The organism is Leclercia pneumoniae (genome assembly GCF_017348915.1).
Lineage (GTDB): Bacteria > Pseudomonadota > Gammaproteobacteria > Enterobacterales > Enterobacteriaceae > Enterobacter > Enterobacter pneumoniae.
In genome coordinates, this window is the sequence record NZ_CP071383.1 from 2,937,372 (window position 1) to 2,959,679 (window position 22,308).

At 53.9% G+C, this 22,308-nt stretch carries 15 protein-coding genes; 6 read left to right on the forward strand and 9 right to left on the reverse strand.

The window, feature by feature from the left end; translation table 11 throughout:
* Window positions 1-25: 25 nt before the first annotated feature.
* The 4 genes from alkB to JZ655_RS14295 form a co-directional block, all read right to left on the reverse strand.
* On the reverse strand, window positions 26-676 hold the full coding sequence (gene alkB / locus JZ655_RS14280; protein WP_207292128.1) for a DNA oxidative demethylase AlkB: 651 nt from the start codon (window positions 674-676) through the stop codon (window positions 26-28).
* Window positions 676-1,746: a bifunctional DNA-binding transcriptional regulator/O6-methylguanine-DNA methyltransferase Ada gene (gene ada / locus JZ655_RS14285; RefSeq protein ID WP_207293858.1), complete on the reverse strand. Its 1,071-nt coding sequence runs from the start codon at window positions 1,744-1,746 to the stop codon at window positions 676-678. The genes alkB and ada overlap by 1 nt, the downstream gene beginning before the upstream one ends.
* Window positions 1,747-1,818: 72 nt before the next feature.
* Window positions 1,819-2,877 carry an FAD:protein FMN transferase ApbE gene (gene apbE, locus JZ655_RS14290; RefSeq protein WP_046884708.1) on the reverse strand — a complete coding sequence of 353 codons (1,059 nt, stop codon included), beginning with the start codon at window positions 2,875-2,877 and terminating at the stop codon, window positions 1,819-1,821.
* A gap of 118 nt (window positions 2,878-2,995) precedes the next feature.
* On the reverse strand, window positions 2,996-4,126 hold the full coding sequence (locus JZ655_RS14295) for a porin OmpC (protein ID WP_046884707.1): 1,131 nt from the start codon (window positions 4,124-4,126) through the stop codon (window positions 2,996-2,998).
* Window positions 4,127-4,869: 743 nt separating this feature from the next.
* Here JZ655_RS14295 and rcsD point away from each other — a divergent pair.
* Together rcsD and rcsB are read left to right on the forward strand one after the other, a co-directional pair.
* Window positions 4,870-7,542, forward strand: coding sequence for a phosphotransferase RcsD (gene rcsD, locus JZ655_RS14300; protein WP_207292129.1), 2,673 nt, complete (start codon window positions 4,870-4,872; stop codon window positions 7,540-7,542).
* Between the two features lie 16 nt (window positions 7,543-7,558).
* The gene (rcsB, locus tag JZ655_RS14305; protein WP_001061917.1) at window positions 7,559-8,209 is read left to right on the forward strand and encodes a response regulator transcription factor RcsB; all 651 of its coding nucleotides are present in this window, start codon (window positions 7,559-7,561) and stop codon (window positions 8,207-8,209) included.
* A 66-nt stretch (window positions 8,210-8,275) separates the two neighbouring features.
* Here the strand turns inward: rcsB and rcsC are convergent, their stop codons facing one another.
* Both rcsC and gyrA read right to left on the reverse strand, forming a co-directional pair.
* Window positions 8,276-11,119 carry a two-component system sensor histidine kinase RcsC gene (gene rcsC / locus JZ655_RS14310; protein WP_207292130.1) on the reverse strand — a complete coding sequence of 948 codons (2,844 nt, stop codon included), beginning with the start codon at window positions 11,117-11,119 and terminating at the stop codon, window positions 8,276-8,278.
* 135 nt (window positions 11,120-11,254) lie between these two features.
* On the reverse strand, window positions 11,255-13,891 hold the full coding sequence (gene gyrA / locus JZ655_RS14315; protein ID WP_207292131.1) for a DNA topoisomerase (ATP-hydrolyzing) subunit A: 2,637 nt from the start codon (window positions 13,889-13,891) through the stop codon (window positions 11,255-11,257).
* Between the two features lie 146 nt (window positions 13,892-14,037).
* Here gyrA and ubiG point away from each other — a divergent pair, with 146 nt between their 5' ends.
* The 4 genes from ubiG (at window position 14,038) to yfaE (ending at window position 18,890) form a co-directional block, all read left to right on the forward strand.
* The gene (ubiG, locus tag JZ655_RS14320; RefSeq protein ID WP_207292132.1) at window positions 14,038-14,766 is read left to right on the forward strand and encodes a bifunctional 2-polyprenyl-6-hydroxyphenol methylase/3-demethylubiquinol 3-O-methyltransferase UbiG; all 729 of its coding nucleotides are present in this window, start codon (window positions 14,038-14,040) and stop codon (window positions 14,764-14,766) included.
* A gap of 348 nt (window positions 14,767-15,114) precedes the next feature.
* Entirely contained in the window at window positions 15,115-17,400 is a 2,286-nt protein-coding gene (nrdA, locus tag JZ655_RS14325; protein WP_040074725.1) for a class 1a ribonucleoside-diphosphate reductase subunit alpha, read from the forward strand.
* A 105-nt stretch (window positions 17,401-17,505) separates the two neighbouring features.
* Window positions 17,506-18,636 (forward strand): class Ia ribonucleoside-diphosphate reductase subunit beta, encoded by a 1,131-nt coding sequence (nrdB, locus tag JZ655_RS14330; protein WP_040074723.1) that lies wholly within the window; start codon window positions 17,506-17,508, stop codon window positions 18,634-18,636.
* Window positions 18,636-18,890: a class I ribonucleotide reductase maintenance protein YfaE gene (gene yfaE, locus JZ655_RS14335; RefSeq protein ID WP_040074722.1), complete on the forward strand. Its 255-nt coding sequence runs from the start codon at window positions 18,636-18,638 to the stop codon at window positions 18,888-18,890. Before nrdB ends, yfaE begins: the two co-directional genes overlap by 1 nt.
* Window positions 18,891-18,896: 6 nt before the next feature.
* Here yfaE and inaA read toward each other — a convergent pair whose 3' ends face one another.
* From inaA to glpT, 3 genes are all read right to left on the reverse strand, one after another.
* Window positions 18,897-19,547 (reverse strand): lipopolysaccharide kinase InaA, encoded by a 651-nt coding sequence (gene inaA, locus JZ655_RS14340; RefSeq protein ID WP_207292133.1) that lies wholly within the window; start codon window positions 19,545-19,547, stop codon window positions 18,897-18,899.
* Between the two features lie 232 nt (window positions 19,548-19,779).
* Window positions 19,780-20,841 carry a glycerophosphodiester phosphodiesterase gene (glpQ, locus tag JZ655_RS14345; protein WP_046884702.1) on the reverse strand — a complete coding sequence of 354 codons (1,062 nt, stop codon included), beginning with the start codon at window positions 20,839-20,841 and terminating at the stop codon, window positions 19,780-19,782.
* Window positions 20,842-20,852: 11 nt separating this feature from the next.
* Complete coding sequence (glpT, locus tag JZ655_RS14350) at window positions 20,853-22,205, reverse strand: glycerol-3-phosphate transporter (protein WP_006176478.1); 1,353 nt, start codon at window positions 22,203-22,205, stop codon at window positions 20,853-20,855.
* Window positions 22,206-22,308: the final 103 nt, after the last annotated feature.

The window sequence follows — 22,308 nt, forward strand, 5'->3', positions numbered from 1 at the left end:
CTTACATCAAGAATAATTCTTATTTTTATTCGCTCTTCGCTGCCTGGCGGAACGTAAGGTTGTAGCGATACTCGCCGGTCAGGGGATGTTCGCCTGGCTTGAGCGGTTGGATCCCGTGATAAAAGAGGCGCGATGCACCGCCCCACACCACCACATCACCATGCTCCAGCAGCAGGCGTTGTAGGGGATCATTACGTTTCATTCCGCCAAACTGGAAGACGGCCGGCAATCCCAGCGAGACCGAAACAATCGGTGCCCGCAGGTCGGCTTCGTCTTTATCCTGATGCAGCGAGAGCTTTGCCCCTACGCCGTAGCGGTTGATCAGGCAGGCGTCGGGTTGAAAATCGGCGTAGCCTGCCGCGATAGCCGCCCGGTGGCAAAGCGTAGTAAAAGCGACAGGTAGCGGCGGCCAGCGATGACCGGTGAGCGGATCGTTGGGAGAGTATAGATAGCCGCGTTGGTCGGTCGTCCAGCCGAGCGGGCCGCAGTTGGTCATGGCCACTGACATGGTATACCCGCCCGGGGTCACCATCTGGCGAAAGGGGGCATGCGTCGCCACGTCGGCAATCGCCGCCATCAGGGCGGAGTCAGAGGCGAGCGCAAAGCGGCGCAAGATCACGGCCCCCGGCGCCAGCGGCTCTTCCCAGGGTTCGGCATCGGCAAAAAGATCGAGCATTACTCCTCCTCATTTCCGGCTTCACGGCGCAGAAGCGCCGCTTTTCGCGCTATTCCCCAGCGGTACCCTGAAAGCCCACCGTCGTTTCGCACTACCCGGTGACACGGAATGATAATGGCGAGCCGGTTGGCCGCGCAGGCACGGGCCACTGCCCGCACCGCATTCGGTTTACCGAGGCGGGTAGCCACCTGCTGATAACTGACGGTTTCCCCAGCCGGAATAGTGCGTAATGCTTGCCAGACCTGCTGCTGGAAGGCGGTACCGCGAATATCCAGCGGCAGCGGCAGCGTCAGGCTCAGGGTATGGTTATCAATGCTGGCGATAACCTGCTGCACGCGTGCGGCAAATCCGGTATCTGCCTGCTCGTGGCGGGCGTGCGGGAACAACGTCTGCAGTTCGTTCAGCAACGCCGCGTCCTCATCTCCGGGCAGTATGGCACAGATCCCGCGCTCGCTCTCCGCGACCAGACAGCGGCCCAGCGCGCAGTCGCTGAGCGCGTAACGGACGGTTGTCTTATCGCCGCCCCGGCGAAACTGCTTCGCGGTCATGCCAAGCGCGGCGTCTGCGTTACGGTAGTAGCTGCTGCTGTCCGGAAAACCGGCCGCCAGCAACGAATCGGTAATCTTTTCGCCCTGCGCTAACCGGCTACGGAGACGCGCCGCGCGGGCGGCCTGCTGCCAGGCTTTGGGCGTCATCCCGGTGGCGGATTTGAACAGACGGTGCAGATGATAAGGGCTTACCGCCACCTGCTGCGCCAGTGCATCCAGCGTGAGGGACTCTTCCTGCTCCAGCAGGCGGCAGGCTTTCTCGATAAGCAATACACGCCGCGCCTGCGGATCATGTTCATCGGGGCGACAACGTTTACAGGGACGAAAGCCGGCCTGAAGGGCGGTATCAGCATCGTCAAAGAAACGGACATTCTGGCGTAAGGCGTGGCGCGCCCGACACGACGGGCGGCAAAAGATACCGGTGGTTTGCACGGCAAAGACGAACTGGCCGTCAGCGGCGGTGTCGCGAGACAACACCGCCTGCCAGCGTGGGTCATCATTAATCAGGGTCGTTTTGTTCATCATGCGCTCCTTCAGTAAGCATACTCCTACCCTGCCTGAGCGCCAGAGAACAAAAACCCGTAACCTTGCTTTTTAATTTTTTCCGTTAACCAGATAGCCGCTGAACTGCGGTGACATCCAGGTTTTGAACCCGTTACCTTCACGGGTGATCATATAGACCGCCAGCCCTTCCCGGCGCACAACTTCCTTCGCTTTTTCCGTCCCCAGCACCATCAGACCTGTATCCCAGGCATCGGCCTCCAGCGCCGTGGGGGCTATCACCGTCACGGACACCAGATTATGGGTGATAGGTCGCCCGGTCTGAGGGTCGATCGCGTGGGAGATGCGCTTGCCGTCCAGCTCATAATAGTTACGATAGCTGCCCGCCGTACTAATGCCGTGGCCGTTGATGTCAACGATCGCCTGTACGGCATTCTGCTCATCGGTAGGTTTTTGGATCGCCACGCGCCACGGTTTATCGCTGGCATTCATCCCCCGGCTGACCAGCGCGCCCCCTACCGACACCAGATAGCGGGGGATCCCCTCTTCGGCCATCAGCGCGGCCAGGTGATCGGCGGCATAGCCTTCGCCAACGGTAGAAAGATCAACAAACAGGTCGGGGATATTCTTTTCCAGATACTGCTGACCGTACTGGTACAGCACCGACAGATGGTGCAGCCCGGTTTGTCCTCGCGCATCATCAATTTGTTGCTGGGTGGGTGTTTTTACGGGCTGTTTGTCGGGACCAAATCCCCACAGGTTGACCAGCGGCCCTACGGTGATATCCATCGCCCCCTGGGTTTTGTAGCCCACGCGCAGGGATTCGGTCACGATATCTGCCATCGCCTCGCTAACGGGCCACGGAGAGGTGCTTTTTGAGTGATTAAAGCGCATCAGCGCGGAGTCGTTTTTCCAGGTAGAAAGGAGCTGATCGTCGGCATCCAGCTGCGTCTGGATCTTACCGCGTAGTGCTTCAGCCCTGGCTTTATCAACGTTGATAACGCTAACGCGCCAGAAGGTGCCCATGGTTTTACCTTCTAACACCGTTGCCACTGCGGCATTTTCACTTTTTTCCGGCGTTTTTGGGGCATCGCACGCTGTTAACATAAAGAGTGCCGACAAGACGCCGACACGAAGAAAAGTCATATCCATTATTTATTATCCTCTGGCCTGAGCCCGGCAAGAGTACACCAAAAACAGGGATTTGTAAGAGCCGATTACAGGAACAAAAAAGGGGCCATCAGGCCCCTTATCTGACACGCTATGCGTCTTAGAACTGGTAAACCAGACCCAGCGCGACGATGTCGTCAGTGCTGATGCCAGCCTGTTCGGTGAATTCGTTTTTATCCAGCAGGTTGATTTTGTAATCAACGTAGGTGGACATGTTTTTGTTGAAGTAGTAAGTCGCGCCAACATCAACATACTTCAGCAAATCCTGATCGCCGAAGTTGGTGGTGTTGTTACGGATGTCTTTCCCTTTAGACTGCAGGTACGCCACGGACGGACGCAGACCGAAGTCGAACTGGTACTGTGCGACCACTTCGAAGTTCTGCGCTTTATCAGCGAAACCGTAGGCATCGGTGATGCTGCTGCCGTTAGAAGAACCAAAACGGGTCGCGTTATAGGTCTGGGAGTATTGCGCTGCCAGGTAAACATTGTTCGCGTCATATTTCAGGCCGCCGCTGTATACGTTAGCGCGATCGCCGTCGCCGTAGACATCTGCTGCGTTCTGGTCAGCGGTACGTTTAGAGGAGGCCAGAGCGGCACCCGCACTGAAACCTTCGCCCAGATCGTAAGTCAGAGACGCGCCATAGCCATCACCGTTCTGTTTCAGCAGGCTACGACCGCCGGCAGAGTCATTCTCGCCGCTTACGTTGTCGTTCGCGCCCTGGTACTGCAGCGCGAAGTTCAGGCCTTCAACCAGACCGAAGAAGTCCTGGTTACGGTAGGTCGCAACACCATTAGCACGGGATTGCATGAAGTTATCAGCACCGTAGGTGTCGCCGCCGAATTCTGGCAGAACGTCAGTCCAGGAGGTGACGTCGTAGATAATGCCGTAGTTACGACCGTAATCGAAAGAGCCTGCGTCGCCGAATTTCAGACCTGCAAATGCCACACGGGTCCAGGACTGGTTATCGCTTTCAGAGGTGTTGCCCTGAATCTGGTATTCCCACTGGCCGTACCCGGTCAGCTGGTCATTAACCTGCGTTTCGCCTTTAAAGCCGATACGCATATAGGTCTGATCGCCATCGCTACCGTCGTCATCAGAGAAATAGTGCAGGCCATCAACTTTGCCGAAGAGATCCAATTTGTTGCCGTCTTTGTTATAAATTTCAGCCGCATTCGCTGCGCCCGCTACCAGCAGTGCTGGTACCAGGAGGGAAAGTACTTTAACTTTCATTTTTATACCCTCTGTTATATGCCTTATTTTTATTACCACTGCTTACTGATTAACCCTCTTAACCAGTCGGCAACTTCATTCTCCGCAAAAATACAGAATAATCCAACGGGAATATGATACGAAAACTTTGAAGATGTTTCACTTTTCAATCAGGATGTTTCATTTTGTAAAAACCAGGGAACTTTCTGACAGCACAAATAGTTAAAAAACAAACACGCCATACAGCACATTCAAATAAAAACTATAAATATCAATGATATAGTCAATACTGCGTTATAGCACTGATTGACAAAACAATTTCTTATCTCCCGTCTAAAATAACTCTCGCTATCATCATTAACTTTATTTATTACCGTCATTCAGTTTTGAATGTCTGTTTATCCCAAATTGAGCCGAATGCCCTGCATTCGGTTTTTTTTTACACTTCTCTACACAAATAGTCATTATTTGTGCTACCGCCCTGAAACTATAACGACTATTAATTAATTGCCGTTGTGCTGAAAATTAGACAGCAAAAATGAACGGCAAATATAATTGTTTGTTTGATTGTGCTATTTTCTTTAATTATCGCTAATAATTTGTACAATACATTTCATGGTGTACAAATTTTCGCCAGAGGAACGGACGGGCTTTTCTGACGTAAAAAGTCAGCTCATCAGGTAGCGTGACGCTGGAAATTCGATTATTACCCTTTATACTGCCCTTTCCGCCTGCAGCGCAGCCATAACGGGTTAAACATAGCAATGAGTCAGTCTGAAACCACAGCCGCCAGTAAATTTTCACTGCTTCCGGGCAGCATTACCCGTTTCTTTCTTCTATTGATAGTTGTGCTGTTAGTCACCCTGGGCGTGATGGTGCAGAGTGCGGTAAATGCCTGGCTAAAGGATCGCAGTTATCAGGTTGTGGATATCACCCATGCCCTTCATAAACGCATTGATACCTGGCGCTATGCCACCTGGCAGATTTACGACAATATCGCTGCAACGCCTGGTAACTCTTCGGGAGAAGGCTTGCAGGAAACCCGCCTTAAACAAGACGTTTACTATCTTGAGAAGACGCGTCGGAAAACCGAAGCCCTGATTTTTGGCTCTCACGACAGCGCCACCCTTGAGATGACGCAGCGTATCTCTACCTATCTTGATACCTTGTGGGGCGCCGAAACTATTCCCTGGTCGATGTACTACCTGAACGGCCAGGATAACAGCATGATTTTAATCTCTACCCTGCCGCTGAAAGACCTCTCCTCCGGGTTTAAAGAGACCACGGTCGGCAATATCGTTGACTCGCGTCGGGCAGAGATGTTGCAGCAGGCCAATGCGCTGGATGAGCGTGAAAGTTTCTCTTCTCTGCGCCGGCTGGCATGGCAGAACGGGCATTACTTCACGCTACGCACCACCTTTAACCAACCGGGGCATCTGGCAACGGTGGTGGCGTTCGACCTGCCGATAAACGATTTGATCCCACCGGATATGCCGCTGGATAGTTTCCGCCTCGATCCGGATACTGCCTCGCAAAATCTGCGTTCATCACAAGATAAAGAGAGCCCGGACAGCGTAAGCATCTCTTTCAACGGCTCGAAGATCGAGATCGCCTCTTCCCTGAACAGTACCGGGATGCGACTGGTCTGGCAGGTGCCTTTTGGTACCCTGCTGCTCGATACGCTGCAAAACATTCTATTGCCACTGTTGCTGAACATTGGCCTGTTGGCTCTGGCGCTGTTTGGTTACAGTACATTCCGTACGCAGTCCGGGCGTCAGAGCGATGTCCCGGTCAATACCGGAAGCAGCAATGAGCTTCGCGTCCTGCGCGCCCTGAATGAAGAAATAGTTTCGGTATTACCCCTTGGCCTGCTGGTGCATGATCAGGAGGCAAACCGCACTATTATCAGCAATAAGATCGCCGATCACCTGCTACCGCACCTCAATTTGCAAAACATCACCACGATGGCCGATCAGCATCAGGGTGTGATTCAGGCCACCATTAATAATGAGCTGTATGAAATTCGTCAGTTCCGCAGCCAGGTGGCTTCGCGTACCCAGATCTTTATTATTCGCGATCAGGATCGCGAAGTGCTGGTGAACAAAAAGCTTAAGCAGGCGCAACGGCTGTATGAAAAGAATCAACAGGGCCGGGCGGCCTTTATGCAGAACATTGGTGAGGCGTTTAAACAGCCTCTGAAGACGTTGGCCGATGAGGCTGCACATCTCAACGGCGCGGACAGTCTGCAGCTTGCCAGACACGCCGATACGCTGGTAAGGCTGGTGGACGAGATTCAGCTGGCAAATATGCTGGAGAATGATAGCTGGAAGAGCAACGCAGAGTTGTTTTCTATTCAGGATCTGATTGATGAAGTCGTTCCGGAGGTGCTGCCGGTTGTTAAGCGCAAGGGTCTGCAGCTTCTTATTAATAACCCGCTTCCGGCTAACGATAAACGTCACGGGGATCGCGAAGCGCTGCGCCGGATCTTGTTGCTGCTGATTCAGTATGCCGTCACCACCACCCAGATCGGTAAGATCACCCTTGAAGTGAGCAATGACGAATCGGCAGACGATCGCTTGACCTTCCGTATTCTGGATACCGGTGAAGGGGTCACGCTGAGCGAAATCGATAATCTCCACTTCCCGTTCCTGAACGAGACCCAGGGGGATAGTTACGGTAAAGCCAACCCCCTCACCTTCTGGCTCTGCGATCAGCTCGCCCGTAAACTTGGCGGTCATCTGAATATTAAAGCCCGCGAATCGCTGGGAACCCGTTACTCTCTGCACGTAAAAATGGCGGCGACGGCACAAGAAGCTGAAGATGATGAACGTCTGCTCGATGACGTGGTAGCCATGATTGACGTCACCTCTAATGAGATTCGTAATATCGTGGTTCGTCAGCTGGAAAACTGGGGTGCAAGCTGCATCACGCCTGACGAAAGGCTGGTAAGTCAAGAATATGATCTGTTTTTAACTGATAATCCGTCTAATCTTACTGCCTCCGGCTTGCTTTTAAGCGATGATGAGCCAGGCGTGCGAAATATCGGCCCCGGGCAGATGCGCGTCAACTTTAATATGAGCAATGCTATGCAGGAAGCTGTACTACAACTAATAGAAGAGCAGCTGGCCCAGGAAACGATCCCGGACTCCCCGCTTGGCGGTAATGAAAATGCCGAGCTTCAGGCCAGCGGTTATTATTCGCTCTTTGTAGACACAGTACCAGATGATGTTAAGAGGCTGTATACTGAATCCGCCGCGAGCGATTTTGCGGCGCTGGCTCAGACAGCACACCGACTAAAAGGGGTGTTTGCCATGCTTAATCTGGTTCCAGGCAAGCAATTATGTGAAACGCTGGAACATCTTATTCGTGAGAAAGATGCCGCCAGCATAGAAAAATACATCAGCGACATTGACGCCTACGTCAAAAGCTTGCTGTAGCAAGGTAGCCCTATACATGAACAATATGAACGTAATTATTGCCGATGACCATCCGATTGTACTGTTCGGTATTCGCAAATCACTTGAACAGATCGAGTGGGTGAATGTTGTTGGCGAATTTGAAGACTCCACAGCACTGATTAATAACCTCCCGAAACTTGATGCGCACGTGCTCATCACCGACCTTTCCATGCCTGGAGATAAGTACGGTGACGGCATTACGCTTATCAAATACATCAAGCGCCATTTCCCAAGCCTGTCGATTATTGTTCTGACCATGAACAATAACCCGGCGATCTTAAGCGCCGTGCTGGATCTCGACATTGAAGGGATTGTCCTGAAACAGGGTGCGCCAACCGATTTGCCAAAAGCGCTGGCCGCACTGCAGAAAGGGAAGAAGTTTACCCCGGAGAGCGTCTCTCGCCTGCTGGAGAAAATCAGCGCAGGTGGCTATGGCGACAAACGTCTGTCACCGAAAGAGAGCGAAGTTCTGCGTCTGTTCGCCGAAGGTTTCCTCGTTACCGAGATCGCCAAAAAGCTGAACCGCAGTATCAAGACCATCAGTAGCCAGAAGAAATCAGCGATGATGAAACTGGGCGTGGAAAATGATATCGCACTGCTTAACTACCTCTCTTCCGTGACCCTGAGCCCGGCGGATAAAGATTAACCCCGTAAAAAAACCGGGCTACGCTTACGCGTGCCCGGCTTCTCAATAACGCCTGCGGGCGTTTTTTTATACCCGCGCTTTTCTCACCCGATCCGCATAGACCGCCAGCGTCTGTTTTAATACATCCAGCGTGACCGGCTTGGAGAGACAGCTATCCATCCCCGACTCCAGACAGCGCTGCTTCTCTTCCGCCAGCGCGTTGGCCGTTACGCCTACGACCGGGAGCGTGAGGCCAAGCTGACGGATCCGCTGAGTAAGGCGATAACCGTCCATATTCGGCATGTTGACATCACTCAGCACGATATCAATGTGATTTTTACTCAAAACATTGAGGGCATCCACGCCGTCGTTCGCGGTTTTACATTGATAGCCCAGCGAGCCGAGCTGATCGGCCAGCAGACGGCGGTTGATAGGATGATCGTCCACCACCAGAATCATCATATCGTCGTTCAACTGCGCCGTTTCCGGTGACGGCAGCGCCGCCGTACCGTCGCTGGTCTCAAGCTCTACGCGCCAAATACGCGCCAGCAGCGCAATCAGCTCATGAGGAGAGGCCACGCTGTTTACCCACACGCCGTGCGCACGCTCAAGCGGAATACCAATATGACGACGGCAGAAGAGTACTGACGCCTTGCCCTGCCACGGCTGTGCCAGTTCATCATCGGTGAGCAGCACATCTTCCGCATCCGGCGTTTGCCCCTGATAGCGCGCCACGCGGATACCGCTGCGGGTCAGCAGGGATTCAAGATAGCTGTGCAGCGAGGCGTTATTAACCGCCAGCCAGCAGCGTTTATCACTCAACCCTTTCACCGCCACGCTGGACAGCGACTGGGCAGCATAGAGAGGAATACGAATAGTAAACTGGCTGCCCATGCCCGGTTCGGTATCTACCGAGATATCCCCGTCCATCATGCTGATCAGTTTTTCACAGATTGCCAGCCCCAGCCCGGTGCCCTGGAAGTTACGCTGCACCCCGGTCCCCACCTGGAAGAACGGGTCGAAAAGCTTAACCACCTCTTTGGCCGGGATCCCTACCCCGGTGTCGCGCACGCGGATACTCAGATAATCACCGGCCCGGGTGACATGGAGTACGATACAGCCGATATCGGTGAATTTAATGGCGTTACTTAACAGGTTAGAGATGACCTGCTGCAGGCGCATCGGGTCGCCCTGCAGGGTAACCGGCACATCAGGTTCGATAAAGCAGTACAGTCCCAGCTGTTTGCGCACCACCAGAGGCAGGTAGTTAGCGCTGATATGGTTCATGACCTCACGGGGAGAGAACTCACGCGGCTCGATCTTCAGCTGTTCCGACTCGATTTTAGAGAAGTCGAGAATGTCGCTGATGATTTTTAGCAGCAGGCTGGAGGAGTTGTTCATTGCTGTCACCAGACGGTCTACACCCCGCGGCAGCTCTTTGGTTTGCAGCAGATCCAGGTTGCCGATGATGCCGTATAGCGGGGTACGCAACTCATGGCTAACGGTGGCAAGGAACATCGATTTCGACTGGCTCGCCTGCTCTGCCGACTGGGCCATGTCCTGTAACGACTCTTCCATTTTGACGCGGGCCGAGACGTCGACCAGCACGCAGATCGCCACGTTTTCATTACGGTAGCGCGAGTGGACAAAGCTAATCTGCAGATTGGTGTTATTGCTGGTGAGCACGTCCACAAAGTTAACCTGCTGTCCGCAGATAATCTGCGTCAGCCGCTGCCGGTCTTCGTGGGTGAGCATGTTCAGATAGTTATGCGCCAGCTCGTTACTCAGTATGTTAGTGCCATCGACCGTACGCAGAATGCAGATCCCCACCGGCGCCGAAGCGACGATCTTGCGGTTGAACTGCTCGTGCTCTTCAAGGCGCTGGGCGTCGGCTTCTGCCGGAATAAAGATTTTGCGTTCGTACATCCGCGCGAGAGTAAAGAGCGCAATCCCCACCAGCACGTTCAGTAGCACCGAGTTCAGGATTAACATGCGGATCCGCTCAAGCACCATATCCACCGGCACCGAATAGACGATACTCAGCGAGGACGGCGGTAAGCTTTTCTTCAGCACCAGGTCACGGAAACCGGAGGTATAGCCAAACCATGAACGCTCCTGCATCCAGCGCGGATCGATCTTGATGCGATTTTCCGGTCCGGTCAGGGAAATAAGGGGATGACCGTTTTCGTCCAGGATGGTCACCCCAATTGGTAAGGTACCCGGGGTAAAGAAGTTCTCCATCCGGATAGTCTGTTCAATACCCAGCAGCGCCTGCAGGCGGTTCGCCAGATACACCGGGGTCAGGGAATAGAAGTACCCTATCCCCGGACGCGGCCCCTGGCTAATCCAGAAGATGTTATTGCCCCGCTCATCCTGCGGCGCATTGCGGTATTTGACGATGCGCTCATGCAGGCTCTTCAGCGCATCATCGCGCTCAACCGGTACGTCACGCAGGCCAAAATCGGCCATACAAAGATTGTCACTGCCAATTAAGAAGACACGATTAAGATCGTAGGCGGCGGAGAAGTTATCGCGCCAGTAGCGCATAAACCAGGCCAGCGACTCCAGCGAACCGCGCCATGCACTGCCCATCGTAGAACAGTCGGAATCCGGGAAAAGCGGTTCGAAATCGGGCACTTCGGCTTTGCTATCACGCCCACGGCTGGCCATGATGCCGTTTTCTGCCGTCAGGCGGTTTTCCGCGATGTATTTCAGCTCTTTCATCACGTCTGAGGTGCGCTGAATATAACGCTGAGCCTGATCGGAGCTAAGATTGAACTCCTGACGAATCTCCGACTCCTTCTGATGCAGCGCGTTCATGATGTAAAACACCGAGAAAAGTGCGATCAATAGCCAGAGTAGCAGTGCCAACGCCCGAAACAGATAGCGGGAGACTTTTAGCGTAGTTCGAAAGGAGACGAGGTATTTCAAGGGGGCGAGGCTCCGCCATCGGGGTAAAAAAGAATGTGGTTAAGGTAGCGGTAAACGCGCCGGGTCGCAACGTTCACTTGTCTGCTTGTGCAAAAGAAAAGGGCCGGAAACCGGCCCTTTTGCAACAGGGAGACATTACTCGTCAGCGTCGTCCGCTGCATCGTCGTCTACGTCTGCTTCCGGCGCGATTTCATCATCGCCTTCCGCTACGGTACCGTCGATAGAATCAAGCTCTTCATCATCTACCGGTTCGGCAACACGCTGCAGACCCACTACGTTTTCGTCTTCCGCAGTACGGATGAGGATCACGCCCTGCGTATTACGGCCGACAATGCTGATCTCGGAAACGCGTGTACGCACCAGCGTACCGGCATCGGTGATCATCATAATCTGGTCAGCATCATCTACCTGTACCGCGCCAACAACGGAACCGTTGCGCTCGGTCACTTTGATAGAGATAACGCCCTGGGTGCCGCGAGACTTGGTTGGATACTCGCTTTCCGCCGTACGTTTACCATAGCCGTTCTGGGTAACGGTCAGGATCGCCCCTTCGCCACGTGGAACGATCAGGGAGACCACGGCATCTTCGCCCGCCAGTTTGATACCGCGAACGCCGGTCGCCGTACGACCCATTGCGCGCACCGCGTTCTCTTTAAAGCGCACCACTTTACCGGCGGCAGAGAAGAGCATGACTTCATCAGAACCAGAGGTCAGATCCACGCCAATCAGTTCGTCGCCTTCGTTCAGGTTCACTGCAATAATACCGGCAGAACGCGGACGGCTGAATTCGGTCAGCGCGGTTTTCTTCACGGTACCGCTGGCGGTCGCCATAAAGACGTTCACGCCCTCTTCATACTCACGCACCGGCAGGATAGCGGTAATACGCTCGTTCGCTTCCAGCGGCAGCAGGTTGACGATTGGACGACCACGCGCGCCACGGCTCGCTTCCGGCAGCTGATAGACTTTCATCCAGTAGAGACGACCGCGGCTTGAGAAGCAGAGGATCGTGTCATGGGTGTTCGCCACCAGCAGGCGGTCGATAAAGTCTTCTTCTTTAATACGTGCGGCAGATTTGCCTTTACCGCCACGACGCTGAGCTTCGTAGTCGGTGAGCGGCTGATACTTCACATAGCCCTGGTGAGACAGGGTGACCACCACATCTTCGCGGTTGATCAGATCTTCAATGTTGATATCAGAGCTATTAGCGGTGATTTCAGTACGACGCGCATCGCCAAACTGATCGCGGACCAGCTCCAGCTCTTCGCGGATCACTTCCATCAGACGCTCGGCGCTGCCCAGGATGTGCAGCAGCTCAGCAATCTGTTCCAGCAACTCTTTGTACTCGTCGAGCAGTTTTTCATGCTCAAGGCCGGTCAGTTTCTGCAGACGCAGATCCAGAATCGCCTGGGCCTGCTGCTCAGTCAGATAGTACTGACCATCGCGCACGCCGAATTCAGGATCCAGCCACTCAGGACGTGCAGCGTCATCACCCGCACGTTCAAGCATGGCAGAGACGTTACCCAGCGCCCATGGCTGAGAGACTAACGCCGCTTTCGCTTCCGCAGGGGTTGGCGCACGACGAATCAATTCAATAATCGGTTCGATGTTTGCCAGGGCCACGGCCAGCGCTTCAAGGATGTGCGCACGGTCGCGCGCTTTGCGCAGTTCGAAAATGGTACGACGCGTTACCACTTCACGGCGGTGACGCACGAACGCGCTCAGAATCTCTTTCAGGTTCATGATCTTCGGCTGGCCATGGTGCAGCGCAACCATGTTGATACCGAAGGAGACCTGCAGCTGAGTCTGGGAGTAGAGGTTGTTAAGAACCACTTCACCCACCGCGTCGCGTTTGATCTCAATCACGATGCGCATCCCGTCTTTATCAGACTCGTCACGCAGCGCGCTGATACCTTCAACACGTTTCTCTTTTACCAGCTCGGCGATTTTTTCAATCAGACGCGCTTTGTTCACCTGATACGGGATCTCGTGAACAATGATGGTTTCACGGCCGGTTTTGGCGTCCGCTTCCACTTCCGCACGGGCACGGATATAAATCTTGCCGCGACCGGTGCGATACGCCTCTTCAATACCACGACGACCATTGATGATCGCCGCTGTCGGGAAATCCGGGCCCGGGATGTGTTCCATCAGCCCTTCAATGCTGATCTCTTCATCGTCGATATAGGCCAGGCAGCCGTTGATGACTTCGCTAATATTGTGTGGCGGAATGTTGGTTGCCATACCCACGGCGATACCGGACGACCCGTTAACGAGCAGGTTCGGGATCTTGGTAGGCATAACATCTGGGATTCGCTCGGTGCCGTCGTAGTTATCGACGAAATCAACGGTCTCTTTTTCCAGGTCGGCCATCAGCTCATGGGCGATTTTCGACATACGGATTTCCGTATAACGCATCGCCGCTGCGGAGTCGCCGTCAACAGAACCAAAGTTACCCTGACCATCTACCAGCATGTAACGCAAGGAGAATGGCTGCGCCATACGGACGATGGTGTCATATACGGCGGTATCACCATGGGGGTGGTATTTACCGATTACGTCACCAACGACACGGGCAGATTTTTTGTAGGCTTTATTCCAGTCATTGCCCAATACGTTCATGGCGTATAGTACGCGACGGTGTACCGGTTTAAGTCCATCGCGGACATCCGGCAGCGCACGGCCAACAATGACCGACATCGCATAGTCCAGATAGGAGCTCTTCAGCTCTTCCTCGATGTTAACCGGTGTAATTTCTCTCGCAAGGTCGCTCATCTAACCGCTATCCCTCTACTGTATCCCGGATTCAAAGGTCGCAAATTATAACACAGCCGCGGTGTAAGAGGTAAACCAATACGGTTTATTCATCCCCTTCACCTGATATACTTCCGGGTCTGACCACAAAAGGAGTAAAAGCGCCCATGAATGCCGAAAAAACGTCGGTGGGTCACAACGTTGACCATGAAGAGATCGCCAAATTCGAAGCCGTCGCCTCGCGCTGGTGGGACCTTGAAGGCGAGTTTAAACCGCTGCATCGTATTAACCCGCTACGTCTGGGCTACATCGCCGAGCGCTCCGGTGGCCTGTTTGGCAAAAAGGTGCTTGATGTCGGCTGCGGCGGCGGAATTCTGGCAGAAAGCATGGCGCGCGAAGGCGCGAACGTTACCGGGCTGGATATGGGCTTCGAGCCACTGCAGGTAGCACGGCTGCATGCGCTGGAATCGGGTGTTCAGGTTGAGTATTTTCAAGAGACCGTAGAAGAGCACGCCGCTAAGTATGCTCATCAGTATGACGTAGTGACCTGCATGGAGATGCTCGAACACGTTCCTGATCCGCAGTCAGTGGTGAGCGCCTGTGCAAAACTGGTTAAGCCCGGCGGTCAGGTCTTCTTCTCTACCATCAACCGTAACGGCAAGGCCTGGCTGATGGCGGTGGTCGGGGCTGAATATGTCTTGCGCATGGTGCCGAAAGGGACCCACGACGTGAAGAAATTTATTAAGCCTGCCGAGTTACTGAGCTGGGTTGACCAGACGGGGCTTAAAGAGCAGCACATGACCGGTCTCCACTACAATCCTGTTCTGGATAAATTCAAGCTTGGACCGGGCGTTGATGTTAATTATATGTTGCATACAACGGCAAAAAACGACTAACGACATCACGAATTCTTATAAACAATGCGCAACCCTGTGTTGCGCAATTTTGCCCGTCGTTGAAGAAATCAGCACTTGATCAAAATTTGGATTTTTTTTCTAGATTATTGACACGGGGTCCAGGCCTTATAGCACGAGGACTTACGCTTTTTTACCCTTTCACAACCTCAAATTAACGTCAAAATCAACCCTTGTACTGAAATGATTCGATACTAGAATACTCACCATATAGCGTTTCTCTTATCGCAAACCCCCTATATGTAGTATTTATCCACAGAGTTAGTCACAAGGCGAATCTGTGGATAAGCGGGGGATATTTTTTTATTTCACGGACAGGTAAAAACCCACATGAATCAGAGTCTGCTGGTGACAAAGCGCGACGGTGCAACCGAGCGTATCAATCTGGACAAAATCCATCGTGTTCTCGACTGGGCAGCAGAAGGACTGAATAACGTATCAATCTCCCAGGTCGAACTGCGATCGCACATCCAGTTCTACGATGGCATTAAAACCTCTGATATCCACGAGACCATCATCAAAGCCGCGGCAGATTTGATCTCCCGCGAAGCGCCGGATTATCAGTACCTGGCGGCACGTCTGGCCATCTTCCATCTGCGCAAAAAAGCCTACGGTCAGTTTGAACCGCCAGCCCTGTACGATCACGTCGTGAAAATGGTCGAGCTGGGCAAGTACGACACGCATCTGCTGGAAGACTACACGGAAGAAGAGTTCAAGCAGATGGACGGGTTTATCGACCACTGGCGCGACATGAACTTCTCCTATGCTGCCGTTAAGCAGCTGGAAGGCAAATACCTGGTGCAAAACCGCGTGACCGGTGAGATCTACGAAAGCGCACAGTTCCTCTATATTCTGGTTGCCGCTTGCCTGTTCTCTAACTATCCGCGTGACACCCGTCTGGAATACGTGAAGCGTTTCTATGATGCGGTCTCCACCTTTAAAATTTCGCTGCCTACGCCAATCATGTCTGGCGTGCGTACCCCAACGCGTCAGTTCAGCTCTTGCGTCCTGATCGAATGCGGTGACAGCCTGGATTCCATTAACGCCACCTCCAGCGCCATTGTGAAATATGTCTCCCAGCGTGCCGGCATCGGTATCAACGCGGGCCGTATTCGTGCGCTGGGTAGTCCTATTCGCGGCGGTGAAGCGTTCCACACCGGCTGTATTCCGTTCTATAAACATTTCCAGACGGCCGTGAAGTCCTGCTCTCAGGGCGGCGTGCGCGGCGGGGCGGCTACCCTCTTCTACCCAATGTGGCACCTGGAAGTGGAAAGCCTGCTGGTACTGAAAAATAACCGTGGCGTGGAAGGTAACCGCGTGCGTCACATGGACTACGGCGTACAGATCAACAAACTGATGTACACCCGTCTGCTGAAAGGCGAAGACATCACCCTGTTTAGCCCGTCCGACGTACCGGGCCTGTACGACGCTTTCTTTGCCGATCAGGACGAGTTTGAGCGTCTGTACACCAAATACGAAAAAGATGACAGTATTCGTAAGCAGCGCGTGAAAGCGGTCGATCTCTTCTCCCTGATGATGCAGGAACGTGCTTCGACTGGCCGTATCTACATTCAGAACGTTGACCACTGCAACACCCACAGCCCGTTCGATCCGGCGATTGCCCCGGTGCGTCAGTCTAACCTGTGCCTGGAAATCGCGCTGCCGACCAAACCGCTGGACGATGTGAACGACGAAAACGGCGAGATCGCGCTCTGTACGCTCTCTGCGTTTAACCTGGGCGCGATTAAGAGCCTGTCCGAGCTGGAAGAGCTGGCGGTGCTGGCGGTTCGCGCGCTCGACGCCCTGCTGGATTACCAGGATTATCCAATCCCGGCGGCCAAACGCGGTGCAATGGGTCGTCGTACCCTGGGTATTGGTGTCATCAACTTCGCCTACTGGCTGGCGAAGAACGGTAAGCGTTACTCCGATGGCAGCGCCAACAACCTGACCCATGAGACGTTTGAAGCCATTCAGTACTACTTGCTGAAAGCCTCTAACGAACTGGCGAAAGAGCAAGGTGCTTGCCCGTGGTTCAATGAAACCACCTATGCAAAAGGCATTATGCCAATCGACACCTACAAGAAAGATCTGGATGCGATTGTCAGCGAGCCGCTGCACCTGGACTGGGACGCGCTTCGTGAGTCCATCAAGACCCACGGCCTGCGTAACTCTACGCTCTCTGCCCTGATGCCGTCCGAGACCTCTTCGCAGATCTCTAACGCCACTAACGGCATTGAGCCGCCGCGCGGCCATGTGAGCATTAAGGCGTCGAAAGATGGCATCCTGCGCCAGGTGGTGCCGGATTATGAACTGCTGAAAAACAACTACGAACTGCTGTGGGAAATGCCGAACAATGACGGCTACCTGCAACTCGTGGGTATCATGCAGAAGTTCATCGATCAGGCGATCTCGGCGAATACTAACTATGACCCGTCACGTTTCCCGTCCGGAAAAGTGCCGATGCAGCAGTTGCTGAAAGACCTGCTTACCGCTTACAAATTTGGCGTGAAAACCCTGTACTATCAAAACACCCGTGACGGTGCAGAAGATGCACAGGATGACCTGGCTCCTTCTATCCAGGATGATGGCTGCGAAAGCGGCGCATGTAAGATCTAATAAATCCCCTCACCCTAACCCTCTCCTACAAGGAGAGGGAACTCTTTCCCCCTCTCCCTGTGGGAGAGGGCCGGGGTGAGGGAAATAACACCACAGGACACATTCATGGCATACACCACCTTTTCACAGACGAAAAATGACCAGCTCAAAGAGCCGATGTTTTTCGGCCAGCCGGTCAACGTGGCACGCTACGATCAGCAAAAATATGACATCTTCGAAAAGCTGATTGAAAAGCAACTCTCCTTCTTCTGGCGCCCGGAAGAAGTGGACGTTTCACGCGATCGCATCGATTTCCAGGCATTGCCAGAGCATGAGAAGCATATCTTCCTCAGCAACCTGAAATACCAGACGCTGCTGGACTCTATTCAGGGACGTAGCCCGAACGTGGCGCTGCTGCCGTTGATCTCTATTCCGGAGCTGGAAACCTGGGTTGAGACCTGGGCGTTTTCCGAGACGATCCACTCACGCTCGTATACCCATATCATCCGTAATATCGTTAACGATCCGGCGATTGTGTTTGATGATATCGTGACGAACGACCAGATCCTGAAGCGCGCAGAGGGCATCTCCCACTTCTACGACGATCTGATTGAGATGACCAGCTACTGGCATCTGCTGGGCGAAGGTACGCACACCGTTAACGGTAAAACCGTCACCGTGAGCCTGCGCGAGCTGAAGAAAAAACTGTACCTGTGCCTGATGAGCGTGAACGCGCTGGAAGCGATCCGCTTCTACGTCAGTTTCGCCTGCTCCTTCGCCTTTGCTGAACGTGAGCTGATGGAAGGCAACGCCAAAATCATCCGCCTGATTGCCCGTGACGAAGCCCTGCATTTGACAGGTACTCAGCATATGCTGAATCTGCTGCGCAGCGGTGTAGACGATCCGGAAATGGCCGAGATCGCAGAAGAGTGCAAACAGGAGAGCTACGACCTGTTCGTTCAGGCTGCAGTGCAGGAAAAAGAGTGGGCAGAGTATCTGTTCCAGGGCGGCTCCATGATTGGCCTGAACAAAGATATTCTCTGCCAGTACGTCGAGTACATTACCAATATCCGTATGCAGGCGGTGGGCCTTGACCTGCCGTTCCAGACGCGCTCTAACCCGATTCCGTGGATCAATACCTGGCTGGTCTCTGACAATGTCCAGGTTGCGCCGCAGGAAGTGGAGGTGAGCTCTTACCTGGTCGGTCAGATTGACTCTGAAGTGAATACCGACGACCTGAGCGACTTCCAGCTCTGATGAGCCGCGTGACGCTTCGCCTTTCCGGCACAGAGGTTATGTGCCGGGATGAGCACCCCTCCCTGCTGATTGCTCTTGAGTCGCATCAGGTTGAAGTAGAATACCAGTGTCGTGAAGGTTACTGCGGCTCTTGCCGCTGTCGCCTGGTATCCGGTCAGGTAGACTGGATTGCCGAACCGCTGGCCTTCATCAGCGAAGGGGAAATTTTGCCCTGCTGCTGCAGGGCTAAAGGGGATATTGAGATCGAGATGTAACAGCGATTACATCGCGTAGTAATACGCTTTGACTTGTTCCCAGTCACGCTTCGGAATCGGGTCCAGATATTTTTCCAGCTGCCGGAAGTCGTGATTTGCAGCCTTATGGCGGCGCAGACGACGGCGGCTCTTCTCAAGATCGAGAAATCCTGCCTCGACCACCCCTTCGGTCTTCACATAGATATGACGTACATAGCAGCAACCATGCTGGCGGTTAACGCTATGCATTTTTTTGAACGCCAGGGCGACCGCTTTTAGCATGGCGTCACGCACCTCGTCCGGGAACGGCGTAATTGCGTGCTGATGATACCAGTCAGCAATACTGATAAATCCCGCCATATCTTCGGTGACCAGCAGGGCACGCCATTCACCCTCGACCTTCATCGCTTTGCCATAAACGATCTTAGGAACGATCACACCCGCTTTTTCCAGATCGTGGATAACGCTGATCTCATGAACAATGGTGGGGCGGCCAAAAGGGTAACGTAAGGAGTGGAACAGATGGTGCGTCATGCGTTTGACATACAGCTTTTTGCCGTCACGCTCGACACATTGCACGCCGCTCATTCCCTTACGCCGAAAGTTCGGTTCTTCAACCCAGTCGCCTTCTGTGGCCCACCAATGGCTAAATTCTTTATCTTTTGCAGCCATGTTCATGCTGTACCATCCGTTACTATTCACAGGTAAATAATCAGCCTTATGATAACCAACATGATTAGGAAAAATCTCAACAATTTGTGTCGGGAAGCAGACAATGTCCCACTTAATAAAGGCTTTATTCATGGCAGGCAGGATAGGCGAACGGAGTAAGGCTGCGTAAAGGGTTAGTGGCGAGGGTTCGGCGGTCCCGGCCTGCGAAATCGCAGGCCGGATGAGGTTACGTCTGTCATTAACGCTTGTGGTTCAAAAATTCCACAGCCTTATCGGGGAAATCCGTAAACAGCCCATCAACGTCTGCCTGGTTGTACAGCACGTTGTAAAGCTGGTTCACGTCCGTCGCATAATCAGGCAACTGGTCGGCTCGCACCGTAAAAGGATGGACCTGCATATGGTTCGCATGCGCCTCTTTGACCATTGCCGTCAGCTTTATGTGACCCGGCGTTGAGCCCTCCGCCACCAGCATGTGGTAATCCGGCCCGATGCCGTCGGCGTACTGGGCAATCTGCTTCATCGCGCCCGGCTTAAACATCCAGTCGTAGTTGTAGTTAACCCACTTGCCGTCCGGCTGCTTCTCCTGCGTTTCATTCCAGTCGGTATAGGCAATCAGCTGCACCAGATTGAGATCCATCCCCCGCTTCGGTTCCAGCTCGGTTTTAATGCGCTTGAGTTCAGCCGCATCAAAGCACTGGAGGTAGACCTTATCCTTCTTACTGGTGTAGCCGTACTGCTTCAGCACATCCAGCGTTTTCGCCGCAATGTCCTTCCCTTCCTGATGATGGAACCACGGCGCTTTGATCTCCGGGTAGATGCCGATGTTTTTACCGGTAGAGTGGTTCAGCCCCTGCACAAACTCGATTTCCTCTTCAAAGGTATGAATGCGGAAGTCGGATTTGCCCATCGGGAAACGCCCCGGATAGACCTGCACCTTCTTGCCGTTTTCAATCTCGAAGCCTTCGGTAAATTTCAGCGAGCGGATCTCGTCAAGCGTGAAGTCGATGGCGTAATAACGGCCGTCCTTGCGGGCACGGTCGGGAAAACGGTCGGCGACATCGGTGACGCGGTCAAGATAGTGGTCATGCAGGACGACCAGATGGTCGTCCCGGGTCATCACCAGATCCTGCTCAAGATAATCCGCCCCCTGCGCGTAAGCCATCGCTTTCGCGGGCAGCGTATGCTCGGGCAGATAGCCGCTGGCGCCGCGGTGAGCAATGACAATCTTGTCTGCCGCCAGCGCCGAGCCTGTCATGACACCGGCCAGCAGCAGGCCGGTCGCGAGTTGAGTCAGTTTCATCGTAATGCTCCTTATTGACGACGTGCCTGTATTTCGGCGTGATGACGTTTTTCACCAATCATGACAACAATCAGCAGCAGTACCGCCAGTACGCTACCGCCAATCATGACCATGAAGCCGCCATCCCAGCCGAAGAAGTCAACGGTATAGCCGACAATGGCGCTTGCGGCGACCGAGCCGCCAAGGTAGCCAAACAGGCCGGTAAAGCCTGCCGCCGTCCCTGCTGCTTTCTTCGGTGCCAGCTCAAGGGCATGCAGGCCAATCAGCATCACCGGGCCGTAGATCAGGAAGCCGATCACAATCATACAGGCCATGTCCACGCCCGGGTTGCCCGGTGGGTTAAGCCAGTAAACGACGGTGGCGATGGTCACCAGGGTCATAAAGAAGACACCCGTTGCACCACGGTTGCCGCGGAAGACCTTGTCCGACATCCAGCCACAAATCAGCGTGCCCGGGATACCCGCGTATTCATACAGGAAGTAGGCCCAGGAGGATTTATCCAGCGCGAAGTGTTTCACCTCTTTCAGGTAGGTTGGCGACCAGTCGAGGATGCCGTAACGCAGCAGGTAAACGAAAACGTTGGCTACCGCGATGTACCACAGCAGTTTGTTGGGCAGCACATACTTCATGAAGATCTGTTTGGCCGTCAGCTCCTCTTCATGCTGTTCGCTATAGTCGTCCGGATAGTCGTTTTTATACTCTTCGATTGGCGGCAGGCCGCAGGACTGCGGCGTATCGCGCATCAGGGCGAAGGCGATAATCGCTACCACGATCGCGCCAAACGCCGGCATGTAAAGCGCAGCTTTCCAGTCGTTGAACCATGCCATCCCGAGCAGGAACAGCAGCGGAGGGATACCGCCGCCCACGTTATGCGCGCAGTTCCAGACCGACACAATCCCGCCACGCTCTTTCTGCGACCACCAGTGCACCATGGTGCGTCCGCACGGCGGCCAGCCCATCCCCTGGAACCAGCCGCAGAGGAACAGCAGCACAAACATAATCGCGATACTGGAGGTCGCCCAGGGCACAAAGCCCATAAACAACATCACCGCGGCCGCCAGAATCAAACCGGCTGGCAGGAACACGCGCGGGTTCGAGCGATCCGACACCGACCCCATAATGAACTTGGAAAAGCCGTAGGCGATCGAGATCCCCGAGAGCGCAAACCCTAAATCACCGCGCGAGAAGCCCTGCTCTACCAGATACGGCATGGCGAGCGCGAAGTTTTTACGTACCAGATAATATGCCGCGTACCCGAAGAAAATCCCCAGGAAGATTTGCCAACGCAGACGGCGGTAAAGCGGATCTATCTCTGCCTCTGGCAGACGCGCCCGATGCGGCGCAGGTTTAAAGATACTGAGCATGACAGCCTCCGTGGCCTTGTGATGAATGAGAAGGTGCTTCGCACCCGATTCCAGAGGCGGGGATGTTAAGAAATCACGGTGATTGTTACTGTGAATCAACGCA